17 protein-coding genes and 2 tRNA genes are annotated in these 16,642 nt (G+C 41.2%); 11 read left to right on the forward strand and 8 right to left on the reverse strand.

The features are described 5' to 3' along the window. Positions 1-112: 112 nt before the first annotated feature. Complete coding sequence (locus L3C95_RS29585) at positions 113-826, reverse strand: 2OG-Fe(II) oxygenase (RefSeq protein ID WP_236393882.1); 714 nt, start codon at positions 824-826, stop codon at positions 113-115. A gap of 230 nt (positions 827-1,056) precedes the next feature. On the opposite strand from L3C95_RS29585, the gene L3C95_RS29590 reads away from it, so the two are divergent. The 8 genes from L3C95_RS29590 to L3C95_RS29625 all read left to right on the forward strand — a co-directional run bounded on the left by L3C95_RS29590 (position 1,057) and on the right by L3C95_RS29625 (position 6,909). Beyond that, positions 1,057-1,968: a helix-turn-helix domain-containing protein gene (locus L3C95_RS29590; RefSeq protein ID WP_236393883.1), complete on the forward strand. Its 912-nt coding sequence runs from the start codon at positions 1,057-1,059 to the stop codon at positions 1,966-1,968. 78 nt (positions 1,969-2,046) lie between these two features. After that, on the forward strand, positions 2,047-2,889 hold the full coding sequence (locus tag L3C95_RS29595; RefSeq protein ID WP_236393884.1) for an oxidoreductase: 843 nt from the start codon (positions 2,047-2,049) through the stop codon (positions 2,887-2,889). Positions 2,890-2,969: 80 nt separating this feature from the next. After that, entirely contained in the window at positions 2,970-3,680 is a 711-nt protein-coding gene (locus L3C95_RS29600; RefSeq protein WP_236393885.1) for an Atu4866 domain-containing protein, read from the forward strand. A gap of 97 nt (positions 3,681-3,777) precedes the next feature. Then, the gene (locus L3C95_RS29605; RefSeq protein ID WP_236393886.1) at positions 3,778-4,845 is read left to right on the forward strand and encodes an NAD(P)H-dependent flavin oxidoreductase; all 1,068 of its coding nucleotides are present in this window, start codon (positions 3,778-3,780) and stop codon (positions 4,843-4,845) included. A 61-nt stretch (positions 4,846-4,906) separates the two neighbouring features. Beyond that, complete coding sequence (locus tag L3C95_RS29610) at positions 4,907-5,521, forward strand: TetR/AcrR family transcriptional regulator (RefSeq protein ID WP_236393887.1); 615 nt, start codon at positions 4,907-4,909, stop codon at positions 5,519-5,521. Between the two features lie 63 nt (positions 5,522-5,584). Then, the gene (locus L3C95_RS29615) at positions 5,585-6,496 is read left to right on the forward strand and encodes an alpha/beta fold hydrolase (RefSeq protein WP_236393888.1); all 912 of its coding nucleotides are present in this window, start codon (positions 5,585-5,587) and stop codon (positions 6,494-6,496) included. 202 nt (positions 6,497-6,698) lie between these two features. Beyond that, positions 6,699-6,771, forward strand: a tRNA-Gly gene (locus L3C95_RS29620). A gap of 52 nt (positions 6,772-6,823) precedes the next feature. After that, a tRNA-Leu gene (locus L3C95_RS29625) sits at positions 6,824-6,909 on the forward strand. 65 nt (positions 6,910-6,974) lie between these two features. Here L3C95_RS29625 and L3C95_RS29630 read toward each other — a convergent pair. The 4 genes from L3C95_RS29630 to L3C95_RS29645 form a co-directional block, all read right to left on the reverse strand. Further along, positions 6,975-7,769: a Fic family protein gene (locus L3C95_RS29630; RefSeq protein WP_236393889.1), complete on the reverse strand. Its 795-nt coding sequence runs from the start codon at positions 7,767-7,769 to the stop codon at positions 6,975-6,977. Beyond that, positions 7,762-8,079, reverse strand: coding sequence for a hypothetical protein (locus L3C95_RS29635; RefSeq protein WP_236393890.1), 318 nt, complete (start codon positions 8,077-8,079; stop codon positions 7,762-7,764). The genes L3C95_RS29630 and L3C95_RS29635 overlap by 8 nt, the downstream gene beginning before the upstream one ends. 345 nt (positions 8,080-8,424) lie before the next feature. Next, on the reverse strand, positions 8,425-8,964 hold the full coding sequence (locus L3C95_RS29640; RefSeq protein ID WP_236393891.1) for a hypothetical protein: 540 nt from the start codon (positions 8,962-8,964) through the stop codon (positions 8,425-8,427). A 713-nt stretch (positions 8,965-9,677) separates the two neighbouring features. Further along, a complete protein-coding gene (locus L3C95_RS29645) occupies positions 9,678-10,412 on the reverse strand; it encodes a DUF2071 domain-containing protein (protein ID WP_236393892.1) in 735 nt (244 codons plus the stop codon). Positions 10,413-10,468: 56 nt separating this feature from the next. On the opposite strand from L3C95_RS29645, the gene L3C95_RS29650 reads away from it, so the two are divergent. Then, a complete protein-coding gene (locus L3C95_RS29650) occupies positions 10,469-10,648 on the forward strand; it encodes a helix-turn-helix domain-containing protein (RefSeq protein WP_236393893.1) in 180 nt (59 codons plus the stop codon). Here L3C95_RS29650 and L3C95_RS29655 read toward each other — a convergent pair. Further along, positions 10,634-13,372 carry an alpha/beta hydrolase family protein gene (locus tag L3C95_RS29655; RefSeq protein ID WP_236393894.1) on the reverse strand — a complete coding sequence of 913 codons (2,739 nt, stop codon included), beginning with the start codon at positions 13,370-13,372 and terminating at the stop codon, positions 10,634-10,636. The two genes, L3C95_RS29650 and L3C95_RS29655, sit on opposite strands and share 15 nt — an antisense overlap. Before the next feature lie 329 nt (positions 13,373-13,701). On the opposite strand from L3C95_RS29655, the gene L3C95_RS29660 reads away from it, so the two are divergent. Both L3C95_RS29660 and L3C95_RS29665 read left to right on the forward strand, forming a co-directional pair. After that, positions 13,702-14,382, forward strand: coding sequence for a DUF2306 domain-containing protein (locus L3C95_RS29660; RefSeq protein WP_236393895.1), 681 nt, complete (start codon positions 13,702-13,704; stop codon positions 14,380-14,382). Positions 14,383-14,517: 135 nt separating this feature from the next. Beyond that, positions 14,518-14,760, forward strand: coding sequence for a hypothetical protein (locus L3C95_RS29665; protein ID WP_236393896.1), 243 nt, complete (start codon positions 14,518-14,520; stop codon positions 14,758-14,760). A gap of 190 nt (positions 14,761-14,950) precedes the next feature. Here L3C95_RS29665 and L3C95_RS29670 read toward each other — a convergent pair whose 3' ends face one another. Then, the gene (locus tag L3C95_RS29670; RefSeq protein WP_236393897.1) at positions 14,951-15,643 is read right to left on the reverse strand and encodes an alpha/beta fold hydrolase; all 693 of its coding nucleotides are present in this window, start codon (positions 15,641-15,643) and stop codon (positions 14,951-14,953) included. A 260-nt stretch (positions 15,644-15,903) separates the two neighbouring features. Beyond that, entirely contained in the window at positions 15,904-16,455 is a 552-nt protein-coding gene (locus tag L3C95_RS29675; RefSeq protein WP_236393898.1) for a dihydrofolate reductase family protein, read from the reverse strand. Positions 16,456-16,642 lie beyond the last annotated feature (187 nt).

Consider the following 16,642-nt stretch of genomic DNA (forward strand, 5'->3'; position numbering starts at 1 on the left):
TGCGTTACAAACACGGACCCGGGGTTGAAACCCCGCGCTACAAACACTGGGACTCCTAGCGGAGTCCTATTGTGTTTTGTTAATGCCGTTTGTTATAAACACCGTGGAGGGGTTAGCTGAGGGCATCGTGAAAAATGATGCCTAACGTGTGCCTGTGGCCACTGTGAAGAGGGCTGACCCCGTGTTTCATATTTACCCGGTAGTATCCGCGGCTGCCTTTGGCGGGGCGGAAGTTGGTAGTGAAGAGTAGCATATCACCTCTTTGGGGTTGTAGTACGTTGGCTTTGGACTGTGCTCTGGGGATCTGTTCTGTCAAGACAAATTCTCCGCCTGTATAATCCTCTCCGGGCTCATTAAGGAACAGTACGGCCTGCATGGGAAACCATACATCGCCATAGAGATCCTGGTGTAAGGTGTTAAATCCACCGGCGCCATATTTTAATATGAGGATGGTGGGCTTATCCTGTCCCTTTTCCCGGCAGCGTTGCTTTAATTCTTCGTGTACGGCTGGGAACTGCTGTTCGATCTGTAATACCTCCATCCATTTATTGGCAATGGGCGCCAGATGGCTATAAACTGTCTCTCTTATCTGTGTAATGAGGTCGGGCAGGGGATACCGGAAGTATTTATATTCTCCTGCACCGAAACGGTAGCGCTCCATGGAGATCGTTTTGCGATAAGTATTGTCTGCGTTGTAGGCCGTGATGAGATCGTCACATTCCTGCCGGGTCAGTACCCCGGTGACCAATGCATATCCCTGCTCATGCATATTTATCGTTACCTGTTGCCAGTCCTTTTCCTGCAGGCGTGCTGCTATTGTTTTCATGATCCTGTTTTCTGGCAAAAGTAGGGCAGGGGGCAGGGCTGGAAAACCCGGAACTTGCTTTTCCCGGGAGGGAGATCAGGCCATTGTTTGAATTTTACAAGTATCGGTTTGTTTCGTGTAAGAAACGGGAGAAATCGGCGAACTAAATTTGCTGAAAGACTCATGAAGGTTTTTTAGCATGGAATTACCCCTATAGTACAGATCATTTCATTAAGTTAATAACGTAGCTCATGCAAACACAAACGTTGGAAGAATTTTACCAGAGCAAAACGATAGCAATACCCGCTAACCTCCAGAGGGAAGTAGGGCATTTTAATGTGTTTACTTTAGAGGATCATTTGGGGGAGAATGCACCCCGTTACAGTCGCAGGGCATTTTATAAGATCAGTCTTTCCCGTGGCCGGGGTTTCTATCACTATGCAGATAAAACAACGGAAGTATCCGGCACTACGCTGATGTTTTTTAATCCGCAGGTGCCCTATACCTGGCATTCCTTATCTAAAGATACGACTGGCTTTTTCTGCATTTTTAAGGAGGGTTTTTTCTCAGAAAGAATGCGTGGGAGTATCAGCGATTTTCCCATGTTTGCGCGGGATGGCAAACCAGCTTATTTCCTCAATGAAAAGCAGGATGCAGAAGTGAGCGCCATCTTTAGAAAGATGCTGGACGAGATTAAGTCTGATTATGTGTATAAGTATGACCTGCTGACAAACTATGTAGCAGAAGTCATTCATTATGCGTTGAAGTTATCTCCTTCAGAGAAATTGTATCATCACAGTGATGCAAAGTCACGTATTACTTCCGTATTCACAGAATTGCTGGAGCGCCAGTTTCCGATCGAGTCACCTGATCAGCGTTTTGAATTGCGTTCAGCCAACGATTTCGCACGGCAGTTATCTATTCATGTGAATCATTTGAACAGAGCAGTGAAGGAGACTACAGGCCGTACCACTACTGAGCATATTTTTGAACGCCTGGCCAGTGAAGCGAAGACACTGTTGAAACATACGGATTGGAATATTTCGGAGATTAGCTACTGTCTTGGTTTTGAGGAACCTGCACACTTCAATAAGTTTTTCAGGAGACTGGTGTCTACGACGCCATCTGCATATAGGGCGGTAGAGTTTTTTCCGAATGTTTGAAAGTGATAAGTATCGCATTGAAAGGTATAATGAGCGCGTCTGTTAGTCATAGTAACTTTGTATCAAACAAAAAAAATCATGGAACAGAAAAAAGTTTGGTTTGTAACAGGCGCCTCTAAAGGATTGGGCCTCTCTATTGTAAAACAGTTACTGGCGCAGGGATTACCGGTGGCAGCAACTTCCAGAAGTGTTGATGCACTCAGTAAAGCAGTAGGTAGTGATGATAATTTCCTTCCACTCAATGTGGATCTTACTTCTGAGAAAAGTGTAGCAGATGCGGTTGATGCAACCGTGAAAAAATTTGGTCGTATAGATGTAGTAGTAAACAATGCAGGCTACGGTTTGCTGGGTGCATTGGAAGAACTGACAGATGAGGAAAGTCGCGAGAACTTTAATGTGAACGTTTTCGGAGTATTGAACGTGATCAGGAAAGCCTTACCTTATCTTAGAAAACAGGGATCCGGACATATTATCAACATTTCTTCCATTGCCGGTTTCGTTGGTTCCTTCCCTGGATTTGGCATTTATTGCGCTACCAAGTTTGCACTGGATGGTTTCAGTGAAGCATTAGCTGAAGAAGTGAAGCCAATGGGCATACATACAACGATTGTAGGTCCGGGATATTTCAGAACAAATTTCCTGACTAATGATTCACTGGTAACGCCAAAGAACGTTATACAGGAATATACTACCGTTCGTGAATCGCAGCATGCGCACCAGCATTCATACAATGGCAACCAGGCCGGCGATCCTGAGAAGGGAGCAGCAGCTATTATTCGCATCGCAAGCGAACAACAGCCACCATTACACTTGTTCCTGGGAGAAGATGCGTATAACCTGGCGTACAAAAAAATGGAAGCGCTAAAGACAGAACTGGAAAGCTGGAAAGAACTGACGGTGTCAACAGCTATTGAAGCATAAACAGCAAGGGCTTTCCTCTTATCATTTGTTGTATGGCAGATTAGCGAGGGAAGATTTAACGCCGATAATCTGAAGAAGAGATGGGATATTTTAATGTACTAAGAGTGGAAGATGTAATGCGATCAGAGCGCTCGCATAGTAAGGTTGGGCAAGGGAGGTTTTATAAGATCGGACTGATAAGAGGAAAGAGCCTTTGTCATTATGCAGACAGCAGTATAAATATTTCGGGTTCGGTGCTGTTTTTTTTTGATCCGCAGCTGCCATATGTATGGAAGTCGTTGTCGGCAGATCAAACAGGTTTCTTATGTGTTTTTGAAGACACGTTTTTTACGGAGAAGATGAAAGCGAATATCGGTCAGTTGCCGATGTTCAGGGAAGGAGGAGAGCCGGTTCACTTTCTGACAGCAGAGCAGGATGATGTAGTGAGTGGGATCTTTAGCCGTATGCTGGAAGAGCTGTCGTCTGATTATCTATACAAGTATGATCTGTTAAGAAATTATGTTACCGAGTTAATTCATTTTGCACTTAAAAAGAAGACTATGGAAAATAATGATAAATACGTAGGGATGTGGGTGACTGCAGATGGATACATCCGTCATGAACTGTTGCCGGGAGGAAGATATGATGAAGCAAGAGGGAAGAGAAAGAGTGCATACCAGGGCAGTTACAGGCTTACCGGAGATCATATCGATTACAAAGATGATACGGGTTTTACAGCAGATGGTGAATTTCGTGAGGGGATACTTTATCATGCAGGGATGGTGCTTTATAGAGAGGAAAAGAGATCTTAGCACAATAGAACAATCGATGACAAGGGCGGGTATCAGTTATATGATATCCGCCTTTTATTTTGATGTACTTTTGTAGGTACCCAAAAAAGGATTGTTTATGGAATGGAAAAATGAAGTGACAGGATTACTGAAGGTCATTTATCCTGTTATACAAGCTCCAATGCTTGGCGTGACAACCCCTGAGATGGTAGCAGCTGTGGCGGAAAAAGGGGGATTAGGCTCTTTACCTGTAGGCGGTTTATCGCCTGACAGGACGCGGGAGCTGATTCAAAAGACAAAATCAATCACCGGAAAACCTTTCGCTGTAAATCTGTTTGTGAATGAGGTGCCGGAGTACACCCGGCAGGATGCTGAAGCGATGCAGGATTTCCTGGAAAAGTTCAGTGCAGAGAACCAGCTGGTATTTGAGCGCCAATCGCTGGATGCGTTACAGTTTTATAACTATCGTGAGCAGCTGGAGATATTGATAGCAGAAAATATTCCTGTGATCAGTTTTACGTTTGGAATACCTGATGAGGAAACTATAACGGCATTCAAACAACGTGATATTACACTGGTAGGAACAGCAACTTCAGTGAAGGAAGCTGTTTTACTGGAGAAGGCCGGCGTAGATGCGGTGGTTGCACAAGGAATAGAGGCAGGAGGGCATCGGGGTAGTTTCCTGGACGATGAGCCGCTGCCACAGGTGAGCACCTTTGTATTGGTACCGGAGATGGTAGCACGTATCAGCAAACCGGTAATAGCGGCAGGCGGCATCAAGAGTGGGGCAACTATAAGGGCCGCATTTCAGTTGGGCGCAAAGGCGGTGCAGGTGGGAACTGCCTTTATTGCAAGTAATGAGAGTCTCGCTATGCCTTCATATAAGACGGCTTTACAACGGGCACAGGCGACAGACAGTGCTGTGACCAGGGCTTACTCCGGTCGCTGGGCGAGAGGATTACGAAACCAGTTTATGGACGCCGTGGAGGAGTCCGGTTTAAATATACCCCCATATCCCATACAGAATATTCTTACAGCCGGTTTAAGGAGCAAAGCGCAGCAGGCAGACCGGAAAGAGTTCACTAATTTATGGGCAGGTCAGGCATCGGCAGGGGCGGAGAGCCGGTCAGCAGCAGATATTTTTACCCGGCTGATAGCCGAGACCGAAGGCTTACACATTGTATAATTAAATACGGAAATTCTTTGAAAATAAAAAAGCCTATTTATTTTGTACTAATTAGTACAGTATGTATCTTCGTACTGTAAATGACAGCAAAATGGCAGGAAGACCGAAAATATTTGACGAGAAGGAAGTAGTGGACAAGGCGGTGAATGTATTCTGGACGAAGGGATACGAGACTGCTTCTGCGGATGAATTGCTGGAGGCCATGGGAATAGGGAAGGGAAGTTTTTACCTGGCATTTAAGGGCGGGAAGAAAGAGTTGTATGAGAAATCATTGAGGCAATATGCAGGCAATTTTGATAAGCAATTATTGCATGATTTATCGGTTAGTAAAGATCCTATACAGCTGATCAAAGACTTCTTTATGGCCCTCGCGGACGATCCTAAGAGCAAACAGATGAAGGGATGTTATATAGGGAATGCGCTGGTCCAGTTATCGGATGGCGATGCTGATACTAAACTGATCGCGGCCGAGCTGTTAGCATCAGTGGAAGGGATCTTTACCGACGTGATCAGGAAGGCGCAGGAGGAGAAGCGGTTGAAGAATAAGGCGAAGCCTGAAGTGCTGGGGAAATATCTCATCAATCTCTGGAATGGCGTGAATGTGACAAGGAGAAGTAATCCGGGATATGAACATCTCAGGGAAGTGCTGGAGATGAGTTTACAGGTACTGCATTAAATTTTTTTATCCTTTTTTGTACTAATTAGTACATAATATCATAAACACATAAAACTTATCACAATGACACAGTCAACAACGCTGCCAGCTACAAAGGGCATTGATATCAACCAGGTACAGTATAAAACACTGACTATCGAAGGACAGGAGATATTTTACCGTGAAGCGGGATCGCCGGACAAGCCTACATTGCTGCTGTTGCATGGTTATCCGACCTCTTCTTTTATGTTCCGTAATCTGATGATCGCCCTGGGCGATAAGTATCACCTGGTAGCGCCGGACTATCCTGGTTTTGGTAACAGCAGCATGCCGCTGGTGAATGAGTTTGAATATACTTTCGATCATATGGCTGAGATTGTGGACCAGTTTATTGCGGCGAAAGGATTGGACAAATACAGCCTTTATCTGATGGATTATGGCGCTCCTGTTGGGTACCGTATTGCGACCAAACATCCGGAGAAAGTACAGGCTTTGCTGGTGCAGAATGGCAATGCATATACGGAGGGATTATCTCCTTTCTGGGAACAGCTAAAAGCGTTCTGGGTTGATCCTGAGAATGAAGAGAAGAGAAATGTGGTAGCTGGACTGCTTTCACTGGAAGCCACTAAATGGCAGTACCTGACAGGTGTCAGAGACACTACCAGGATCAATCCTGATACCTGGGTACACGATCAGAGTAAGCTGGACCGTCCGGGTAACGCCGATATACAGATTGCCATGTTTTATTCCTACAGAACAAACCTGGACCGTTACGAAGAATGGCATAACTACTTCCGTACTTACCAGCCGCCAACCCTGATCACCTGGGGTGGAAATGACGAGATATTTCCTGCCAGTGGCGCTAAGGCTTATTTGAAAGATCTTCCTAATGCGGAGTTGCATATACTCGACACAGGGCATTTTGCTTTGGAGGAAGATGGTACAAAGATCGCCGGGTTGATCGATAGGTTCCTGACAGCGAATAATATTAGGTAATATTGTACCATACAGTACACAACATCCTTCTTTTGCTTCTTTGCGGGGGAAGGATGTTGTTTCCCCTTGTACTACATCTATCATTTTAAATAAATTTGAAAAAAAATGGATGGCTTCGTTGGTTATTTAAAAACAAATCCTATCTTTGCAATCCCAACGAAAAAACAACGGGTTTGATCAGCGGGAAAGTTCTTCAATACAAGCGGAAGTAGCTCATTTGGTAGAGCACGACCTTGCCAAGGTCGGGGTGGCCGGTTCGAGCCCGGTCTTCCGCTCAGTACAAAGCTTCCAAATTGCCAGGCAGTTTGGATTTTTTGTTTACGGGATACCCAGGTGGTGGAATTGGTAGACACGCCGGACTTAAAATCCTGTTCTCCGCAAGGGGAGTGACGGTTCAACTCCGTTCCTGGGTACGAATGATAAAAGCCTTTCAAGTGTGAACTTGGAAGGCTTTTTTGTTTTGACTCCGATTAATGCATTATGTCTGGCGATCTTGGATAAACTCCAGTTTCATTTTTAAACTTTCAATTAGTCTATCTGCAAGGAAATCGAGCATTGGATTAATTTCCATGTCCGATTGTTCAAAACGATTTAAATATTCCTTTCTATCAACATCGTTAATGAACACTGGAGGATAACCCTGTTTCAACAAAATAAGATTTGTAAATAATCTTCCGATTCTGCCATTGCCATCATTAAAAGGATGGATTCGATTCAAAAACTGTTGGTGAAAGAATGTTGCAATTGTCAATGGGTGTTTATCAATATTTGATATGTCTATATTGGAAAGACGCGAATTTATCTCATCAATTAATTTATCCATTGCACTAGGCACTTCGCTAGGTGATAAGTAAGTATGGATCTTTCCACTGCTCCTAACTGTAACGTTTTCAAACAGCTTATACCTACCGGGGCTATAAAGGCTATCGTCATTCCACTGGGCAAGATCTTTCATCAGCTCTTTATGAAGAGCTTTTATATTATCAGCTGAAAAACTTTCATCGTGATAGTTCTTAAAAACATTATCTAAAACTTTCTGATGATTTATTAAGTCTAGTAATTCTCCGGGAGCTGCATTCTGAGGAGTGACTAAATCTTTGAGCAGTTTAATAGTTTGGCCATAAGTTAGGGTAACACCTTCTATTTTGTTGGAGTTATATGTGAAATCAACTTTTACCTTTTCTAAAAATGCGTCATCCCAATCTTTATCGGTCTGAAGTGAAGATATCTGATTTTTCAGGAGGTTGATTTGCTCTATCTTTCTTTCAATCATTTTTAAAGTTGATCTCGTAATCAAATCCTTTTGATTGCAATTTTTGGAGCCACTTTTTATATAGATTCTGGCCAATTACAATTTTACCGTCTTTCAAATACAACGTCTCTCCGGTAATGAAAGTTTGAAGATCTTGTTTGAATTCAGACTCCAAATCATCCAAAAAAATGGATTCTTTCCTAGATAAAGCCCATAGTGCATTAAGTTTTTCAGAAATTGTAGCAAGCTGATTCATAATCCGGATTCTTCTGTAACACAAAATTAAGAAATTAAATTTATTGCCCATCTTATATAATCTGCTGATTTTCATAGATCTTTCGTTTATTCACTAAAACATCAAAAGCTATCAAATTGTGGATGAGGTTAGATAATTCTCCGTTCCTGGGTACGAATAGGGCAGTTGCTCTGAAAGAATTAAAGGCATCGCGAAGGCGGTGCTTTTTTGTTTTGGTTGATTTTAAATCTACATGCATCGTTTCAATAAATAGGATCAAGTTGAAAACTTGGGGACAAAGCTACGCCTACCCGCTTTTAAGGAGGGAACAACAGATGTCAAAATAATTCTCGCTGGCTGGCAAATTGGAGAATATTCCAGATACGCAGGCAAAACTCCCCAATTAGAAAGTAGCCATTCGTAAACAGTGAAGACGTTTTTTTATGTAAGCAGCAATTCCTTCACCGTATACCTCCCTGGCAAATTTTCCACTTCCACAATGACTTTACCGCCTGCTGGCAGCGCAGTTGCTTTATAATGCCAATCAACGCCGTTCCAGCCTAAAACAGCCTGCCCACTCTCAGTAACAACACCGTCAGCGTCTACCACCTTTACCTCTACTTCTGCTACGCGGAATTCATTTTTGGCAGTCACTACCACCTCCTCCTTTTCTAATCTGATACTTTGGATCTCAGGACTGCGGTAAGCATCCTTCACTGCCATATTATAGGCATTTTGTCCTGGTCCTGCCAGCGACGCATAGTAGGCTTTTACCTCCGGATCGGCCATCATTCGCTGCGCTCGTGCCGAAGCAATGGTCATCCTCTCCCTTGCTTCTAACTGCTTTTGGGTAGGCTTTTTCCTTGAAGGGCCGCGTTTCGTCGCCATAATGATCTGCCCATTCCGTTCATAGATCGTGAGTTGTTTGCCGAGGGTACCCCGTACAAATTGCAGGAGGATATTGTCTTTAACAATGGCCATAAAAAGGTTTTTTGAGGTTATTAATTACAAGTGTACTGTTTCGCTTCTCTAAGGTACAGATAAGCTTCCATAATTGACACCAAAATGATATTTAAATGTCACTTCAATATCGAAAAGATATATAAATACCCTTTTAGTATCCTTTTAGCATCCTATTGGAAACCTTTTAGTAAGCTTATCGCAAGCCGATAGAGTACTTCCCGAGCCGGAGGAAGGCAACCATAGCTGGGTTGTCTTATCATTTTGATGTGTCGGATTCCCGAATTGTTAAAGCCATTAGGTTTAGGATTGCGATCCGAGGGGGTACGGAATTTTCAAACAGTATGATGGAATTTGAATACTATCCCCTGGAGATATCGGACTTTTGAAATTGGTAAGTGCAAGTAACAGAAAAGCCAAAAAAGATATTTATGATCTGGAGTTTATTAAAGAGAAAATTGAGCTGTCCGATCCTATGGTGAGAGGAAAAGCAAAATAGATATAAGGAAGACGGTTTTAAATCATTATTATTAAATTTATTTCCCATCTTGTATAATGTACTGATTTTCATTATTTAGATCGAATCACTCATGTGATCTGATCGATATTTTGCCTTCGAGTAAAACTGGCGATTGGCACGTAGTAGCTGGCGTAGAAAGGTGATAGATTTGATGCGTTTACGAGGCATGCAACCACCATCCATAAAGCCCGTTAACTAGACAAAAATAATGTGGTCAGGGATGCATGTTTACCGAAATACAGCGTAACTGATTTTCTGCTTTCCATTCATGCTCAATGTTCGTCATTAATAGAGCATTGTCAAAAGCTATTGAGCCCTTTGGAAAAACAGCTTCATCTTCAAAAAAGCTCGATTTTATGTTTAATACCTCAAGCGGCCGGACTTGCCATGTAAAAGCATTTAATCTGAGACCTTCAAATTTGGTTTTATTCGGTGAATATCCCAGGTCGCCACTCCTGAAAAAAGCAGACGCGTTATCCAGGGTCTCAAAAACAGATTTGTTGCTGAAGGTGGTCGTTTCAATCGCGTCAATCAGTGTTTCTGTACCATCTGAGCTGATGAAGTCTATATGATAATTCCCGCTTCCCTCTTTCACATTAAATTTTGCCAGGTAGTGTTTGCCCGGAAATAGCCTTCCGCCTACAAGTGTATTAAATTTCAGGGATGTATCTCTGCGGGGGATATAAACCCCTGTCTTTGTTTCTCCGTTTTCATCCCATTCAACTGCGATTCTGTGGGCTCCGTTTTCTGAATGTAGGCCCATAAATGAAGGTAGTCCTTTAGGCTTTATATTTTTCAGTCTGATCAGGCAAATGCCAACCACTGCTTTCCCCTTATAGATTTTAGGCCTAAACGGAAAGGGAATAATTTTCTCTACGGTTTTTGGATCAGCAGTAAAGTTTATTAAAATTCTACGGTCAATGTATCCGTGTATTGTTGGGATCTTCATTCGAGCTTAATATATTCGCTAATATACACAGCATAACTAAACTAAAACAGATCTTTTTGCATCGCAGGAATGGCATGGCCCTGGAAGCCATTGCCCGCATAATGAACATCTCTCGAAACACTGTCAAAAAGTCTATTCGCTTAGCAGAGCAGAAGGGCTTGGAATTGGAACAGCTGGCAGCAATGGAGGAACATGATCTGGAAAAGATATTTGAGCGTCCCTTATTCAATCTTTAACCCGGCTGGAAGAGACTCACTAGTACTATCATATTCAAATCCCGCATGAATTCCTCGCTCATCTGCCGAAATGCCTTTCGTCATCCACTTTGGAGCAGGACCAGCTTTCAGATAATAATCGAAAAATTGGGTCATTCTGACATACAGGTCCCTTTGATCATCCAGGTTATGTATCCCATGATCTATTGTAGCATTTTGATATCTTAACATCCAGCAGGTTTTACCTTCTCTTCGCAACGATGTAAACCACTCATAACTCTGTTGAACATTAACATTGTAATCTTCTGTATTAGTTACTATTAACACAGGAGTAGTAACATCTTTCGCAAAAGCAACAGGTGAGTTTTTCAGATATTTGACAGGATCAGATGAAAGGCTTACTCCCATTCTTCCATGTCTGAGTTCAAACAATTCATCTCTAAGACCAGGGTAATTACCATAAGCGCTAATAAAATCTGAAATGCCCGAAATAGTGACCAGTGCTTTAAATTTATGGCTGAAGGCTGCTAAACAATTAATCCCGTACCCACCGAAACTTCCCCCGGCAGCACCATATCGTGAACTATCCACGTAAGAGAATTGTGCAAGGTGATCTGCTGCTCCTTCAAGCGCATCGACTATGCAATGTGCTGCTTCGCCAATTTTGAAATAAATATCCGGTACGCAAATTATGTATCCTTTGCTTAACATCATTGGATAGTTGAAATAATAGTTATCAGTATACGCTGGAAATTTATATGCGTTTAACAGATGCGTCTCCTTTTCATAGAAGCTAAATAGTACAGGGTATTTCTCTGCGGAATCAAAATTCTCCGGTTTATATAATATGGCTTGCGTTTTGACACCATCTTTAGTCGTAAAATTTATCAGTTCTGTTGTGTACCAGTAATATTTTTTTTCAGGGTATACATCACTGATTGGAGAAAACTTTTTGAAATCACTTGTCAAAAAATAGTTAGGAGATGCTGCAGCGGATGCTCTTTTTAAAAGCCAGCTTTTACCATCTTTTGATTTTATGAACGACCCCAATCCCATTGCCCCACTGTACAGGTAATTCCCCATTGATAAATATGTAAGGTTGTTGTCTCTCCTGGACATATCTAACTCATAAAAGCCACTTTCCTTTGTAAGTTCATTAAAAGCAGTTAAAATTCTCTTTCTGCCTTGATCACTCCAATCCCTTTCTGCAAATCTAAAAACAATTCTATTGTTTCTTCCTACGCCGTTAGTTAGATTGTAAGGTTTATATTCGCCTTTTACATCAATCAACCAGATATCATATCTGTCCCATGTAACGATAAATTTTTCTTCGTCAATCCATTGATAATCGAAAAGATGTCTACTCCTGGAAAGGATTGGCAATTGCTCGTCATCATCATGTAGTGGAATTGGTAGCTCAATTGTTAAATTCCTGACGCCTCCGGAACCTAAATCATATAGATATAAGTCACCTCCATAATTATTTTGACCGACTACATATTTACCGGAGGGAGACATTGTTCCACCAAGAATATTTTCAATGTTAAATCTGGTACCTTCTCTCCATGACAAAACATAATCATGATGGCGGCTTTTTTTATTCCAATAAAATTCTTCTCTACTACCCTGAATGTGATTGATATAGATTTTCCTTTCGTCAAGTGAGATGCCTCCATATTTTTCGAACTCGTTCTCAATGCGCGTTAATTTATTATTCTTTATATCAAATATCCCTAAGTAAGACGGCTCTTCTCGTTTTACACTTAAATTGAATTCACCGTCGGCATAACTGTAAAGCAGTACTGGTTTAACATGTGCTTCCTGTTTGTGAAGAACAGAAGATTTGATTGAGATGAAAAGGAGATTACCACTTCCACTAAAAAAACGCGGTACGTCTAAAATAAGGTTCCTGAACGCTGACCAGTTGCCGGGCTTAATTTCGGTGGCCCTGGTCTGCCATGGTTCATTCCTGAAAAACAGTATTGATGAATCTACTTTGAAGGCTAATTGACGTCCCTTTTTATACGTAACTAAATTCGACGGAACCGAACTCCCCGACCAGATTTCCCTTTCTGAACCAGATGAAAGATCAATTCTTTTAATCTGATAATTGCCGGCATCTTTGAAGACAATAAATAGAATATCACCACCCTCTGGTAAATGGTAATCCTTTACTTTATCATACTGCAAGATTGGTTTTGTGTTCAGACTGGTTACTAAAAGCGCGTCAGGTTTGCTCTTTTTGTTTAACAATAAGTATTGCTCATTCTTTTTGCTATTAACAATCAAACTATAATTACTAACGTCTGGTATGAACATGGTCTTTTCTGTTCCCAGACGAATTAGATATAATGTATCAGACTTTTTGTAGATGCCAAATTGACTATTTGCAGTGAATGATGGATTTCCTTCTGTATTATCAATTTTGAATTCCCAATTCTTGTTGACAGATTTAAAGATCGTTCTATTTGGTATGAAAAATGGAATGTTCGACTTTGCCGTAGCATAAGCAACAAAAAGTCCATTATCTGTGATGATACCATTGTCTTCTATTATGTTTTCCCATGAATGCACGCTAGATGTATCTAATACTTGTTTAAATAGTACGTCATCTTTGTATGTAGAAGCGATGGTTTGCTGCGCGTAAGCCCTGCCAGATAAAAATATCTGTAATAGCGTAGCGAGAACTAATCTGTTTTTTTTGATGGATAGCCAGTTTTCATAATTATGAATACAGTACTTCATGAGATAAGTTATTTATAAAGGGTTAGGATGTCAATTGCAATATTCTGCTCAACTTCCATAGCATTGCATTTAATAGTCGGGGTTGCAGGTATCACGATGGTAGTCCAGGCTACTTTGGACAAGTAGATTTTTTCTGATATAATAACTCTAAGCTAACAATTATTTACCTGATCTACTAAGTACTATTTGGGGTGATGTTGCGATATTTGTTAGACAAAAAGCTAGCATTAACTTGCCCTCATGCCGGTGTATTAATATGCGGCAGTCCTGACGATCTGATGAATGAATGTGATTTCTATCCCTGAAGTTATACCGCTTTAAATTCATTTATGAAAACTTCACTTACAGATGTAGTGGTTTCGTTGCTCTACGTGCTATTGGCAATAGTCGTTACATTATTTGTAATCGAATTTGTTTTGCCATATCTGTCATTCAAATCGGATACCGGTTTTCTGCAATTGAAACAACAATATTACCCAAACCTTATTTGGCGCGTCTGTTTTTATATACATGTTTTCTCGGCCTTTTTATTACTTGCGGCAGGGTTGACGCAATTCTCAAGTAATTTTTTAAATACTTATAGAAAATTGCATCGCATAATAGGGCGATTTTACGCGTGGGAGTTATTCTTAATCAATTTTCCAACTGGTATGGTGTTGTCTGTCACAGCAATCGGTCCCTGGATAGCTAAGCTGGGATTCGTCGTATTGGATTGCCTGTGGTTTTGGTATACCTACAAAGCTGTAGTGGCAATAAAGCAAAATAATGTACTTCTTCACAAGCACTTTATGATGCGCAGCTATGGGTTAACTCTTTCTGCAATAACGCTGAGAGTCATCAACGTGATTACAATGAATTACCTGCACTACGATCCAATTGTAGTATATACAATAGTAGCATGGATGGGATGGTTACCCAATTTGCTATTTGTTGAACTACTTATCAGGAGGCAAGTCAAAAAAGCCCTCACAGTAGTTGAACGTGACAAAATTGTTACGTCATACAACTAAGAAGAGTTCCGTCGATTGATAAAGACGTGACTTTAAAGAAGCATAGAATAAAAACTGCCGTTCTATGTCTTTTCATTTATTGGGCAGAAATATTCACCGGTTAAGTTATCTCTTAACTAAAAAAGCTAAAAAATTATGAACAAAGCAAAAGTATTGTTGTCTGCAATCGGACTTTTAGCAGTGGTCGGTGGTACGGTTGCATTTAAAGCAAAAAAAGGATTCAATGGAAACCTACTTTGCACTTATGAAAGAGGATCTGTTGTTACCTCAATTACACGATGGAGCACTACCATGACACCTTTTGGAGTTGCCAGATATTGCACAACTATTGCAGGGGTGGCAGCAACTTCAAGTTATAGAGTAACTATAAATCCGTAGTAAGTGAAACGCTGATTTTCCAGTTAGATGCTGCTAATACCGCTAATTAATAATACTGGAAGGTGGCAGAAATCAGATGGTTTAATGTATTTAGACCTGTTCAGTGGACTTACACCTGCATTCAAGATGAAGAAAATACGAGGTCGGAGAAAAATGCTCCGACCTTTTTTACGGTGTACTTCCACCTTGTCTATGGGTGCCTATATTTATCTTCCAGTCTATATAAAATATCCACCAGTTTATCCGGGCATTCTTTCATGGCATTATGGCCGCAATGTATTGTTTCGATATTCCAATCTTCCGAATTTTTGAGATGTTCATATTGTTTAACAAAAGGGCTTTGTTCCCATCCGCTGAGATAAATAAACGTACGATTAAGAATTCGTTCGTGATTTCCATTCAAATGTAAACTTTGCATGAATGTTGCCAGAGGATGTGGCCTTCTTCGATCATCCGACCCTGGTGGAACAGCAACAGTAAAGCCATCATTCCCTGCACCAGCTACAAATCGTTGTCGATATACTTCACTCGTAAGGCTCCAGCAGGAATCTCCATCTTTAGGAATATAAGCATCAATGTACACAAGTGCATATATCCTTTCCGGAATTTTATCCGCGACACCTGTAATAACTAATCCGGCATAACTATGTCCACATAAGATTACATCGGTGATATTTTCTTTTACGATAATGTCTGTTACGAACTGGATATGAGTATCCAAATTTATTATCCCATTCTGTATCTCTGGTTCCACTTCAAGACCTGGTAAGGTTAATGAGATACATTTTTTTCCTAGCTTCGCCAGTTTGTTAGTTATTGGATCGTAAGCCCAACCACCATGCCATCCTCCGGGAATGAAAACATATGTTGTTTCGCTTTTCATAATTTACAAAATAGAAAAAATAAAGTGGCTTTTGGCAATGACTTGTCAAACAATGATGACTCAGATTTACAAGGCAAGTTCAAATACCAAAGGAGGCTATTACAGCCCCCTTCAATATAATCTAAGTAAAAAAACAGCTACTTAACACTTTTTCCGATCGAATCGATCTCCCTTTTTAGCAAACCGGCTGGATTGTCTTCGTTTGCGACATAAGTCAGTCTGTTATAAATCATGGGTTCGCCGTCGCTCAAATCTCCCCTTCACTGTTTCAAATAATGAAGTGCCACACAGCCAGATTCGAAATTTATGGTATTGACCAGCTTTAAATCAAGTTTGTCCTGAAGGCTTCCGGCATCCAACAATAGTCTTCCCTTTCCCATGATCACCGGATGGATAACCAGATTAAATTCATCGATAAGACCTGCTGCAATCAATTCTGGAAGCAAGCTTACAGTGTCCACCGAGATTTTTTTACCGGGCTGCTGTTTCAGTTTCAGGAGTTCTGCGGCAGGGTTGCTACGGATAATCCGCGTTTTTTCATCGCCACTGTCCAATGACCGTGAAACAACGACCCTGTCAATAGCGCTAAACCTTTGGGCAAACCTGTTTTCAGCTGCTGTGCCGGATTGATCTTTCGCGACGTCGCTCCAATAGGGAAACATGAGCTGGTACATGACGCGGCCGAAAAAGAGCAGGTCAACATTGTCCAGCGTTCCTGTAAAGTAATCCATAAGCTCTTCACTTGGACTAGACATAGTATGATCGCAGTAACCATCTATACTAATGTTTATGGTGAATGATACAGTTCTCATTTTATCTGTTTTTAAGCCTATGGGCCAAAAATAAGCGAGGCATTAGATATTTTGAGGGTCATTTGTGACAAAAAAGGGAGGCTTTTAGGCCAATGTTTACATTTACCTGGCTGATCCGGGTTAACAACGCATTTAAAATACAAAAGGAGACTATTGTAGCCTCCTTTAATGTACACTAAATAAAAAA

The organism is Chitinophaga filiformis (genome assembly GCF_021646545.1).
Lineage (GTDB): Bacteria > Bacteroidota > Bacteroidia > Chitinophagales > Chitinophagaceae > Chitinophaga > Chitinophaga filiformis_A.

Excerpts from the sequence above, each read along its gene's own strand:
- L3C95_RS29615 (WP_236393888.1), top strand. The coding sequence starts at position 5,585 with ATGACACAGTCAACAACGCTGCCAGCTACAAAGGGCATTGATATCAAC.
- L3C95_RS29655 (WP_236393894.1), bottom strand. The coding sequence starts at position 13,372 with ATGAAGTACTGTATTCATAATTATGAAAACTGGCTATCCATCAAAAAA.
- L3C95_RS29590 (WP_236393883.1), top strand. The coding sequence starts at position 1,057 with ATGCAAACACAAACGTTGGAAGAATTTTACCAGAGCAAAACGATAGCA.
- L3C95_RS29595 (WP_236393884.1), top strand. The coding sequence starts at position 2,047 with ATGGAACAGAAAAAAGTTTGGTTTGTAACAGGCGCCTCTAAAGGATTG.
- L3C95_RS29635 (WP_236393890.1), bottom strand. The coding sequence starts at position 8,079 with ATGAAAATCAGCAGATTATATAAGATGGGCAATAAATTTAATTTCTTA.
- L3C95_RS29670 (WP_236393897.1), bottom strand. The coding sequence starts at position 15,643 with ATGAAAAGCGAAACAACATATGTTTTCATTCCCGGAGGATGGCATGGT.
- L3C95_RS29600 (WP_236393885.1), top strand. The coding sequence starts at position 2,970 with ATGGGATATTTTAATGTACTAAGAGTGGAAGATGTAATGCGATCAGAG.
- L3C95_RS29610 (WP_236393887.1), top strand. The coding sequence starts at position 4,907 with ATGTATCTTCGTACTGTAAATGACAGCAAAATGGCAGGAAGACCGAAA.
- L3C95_RS29665 (WP_236393896.1), top strand. The coding sequence starts at position 14,518 with ATGAACAAAGCAAAAGTATTGTTGTCTGCAATCGGACTTTTAGCAGTG.
- L3C95_RS29605 (WP_236393886.1), top strand. The coding sequence starts at position 3,778 with ATGGAATGGAAAAATGAAGTGACAGGATTACTGAAGGTCATTTATCCT.
- L3C95_RS29640 (WP_236393891.1), bottom strand. The coding sequence starts at position 8,964 with ATGGCCATTGTTAAAGACAATATCCTCCTGCAATTTGTACGGGGTACC.
- L3C95_RS29645 (WP_236393892.1), bottom strand. The coding sequence starts at position 10,412 with ATGAAGATCCCAACAATACACGGATACATTGACCGTAGAATTTTAATA.
- L3C95_RS29630 (WP_236393889.1), bottom strand. The coding sequence starts at position 7,769 with ATGATTGAAAGAAAGATAGAGCAAATCAACCTCCTGAAAAATCAGATA.
- L3C95_RS29660 (WP_236393895.1), top strand. The coding sequence starts at position 13,702 with ATGAAAACTTCACTTACAGATGTAGTGGTTTCGTTGCTCTACGTGCTA.
- L3C95_RS29675 (WP_236393898.1), bottom strand. The coding sequence starts at position 16,455 with ATGAGAACTGTATCATTCACCATAAACATTAGTATAGATGGTTACTGC.
- L3C95_RS29585 (WP_236393882.1), bottom strand. The coding sequence starts at position 826 with ATGAAAACAATAGCAGCACGCCTGCAGGAAAAGGACTGGCAACAGGTA.